This window comes from Limosilactobacillus vaginalis DSM 5837 = ATCC 49540 (genome assembly GCF_000159435.1).
Taxonomy (GTDB): Bacteria; Bacillota; Bacilli; order Lactobacillales; family Lactobacillaceae; genus Limosilactobacillus; species Limosilactobacillus vaginalis.
In genome coordinates this window covers 1-239 of sequence record NZ_GG693489.1, presented here as the reverse complement: position 1 = coordinate 239, position 239 = coordinate 1, and the positions used below count along the sequence as shown (strand labels likewise).

Genomic DNA, 239 nt, shown 5'->3' with positions numbered 1-239 from the left:
AATTTGTCAAAGAACCAAAATTTGCTCCATTAATGGGGAAATTTATTTAGTTTACCTTTCTACATGAATCCAACCACTTGATTTATCAGTATTATGAATAATCTTATGCATGTTTTTTAGACAATGGATTAATGAAATGTAATCAACTAAGTTAATAACATATAAAAGAGCGATAGTAAAGGGAGATAAAAGGATTAACTTTATTTTTTGCTTTTTTGGTAGATTTTCTGGGAATAATG

1 protein-coding gene is annotated in these 239 nt (G+C 26.8%); it reads right to left on the bottom strand.

The window, feature by feature from the left end:
- Positions 1 to 51 precede the first annotated feature (51 nt).
- Positions 52 to 239 (bottom strand): hypothetical protein (locus HMPREF0549_RS10030; RefSeq protein ID WP_003718021.1); only part of this gene is annotated, 188 nt, incomplete at its 5' end.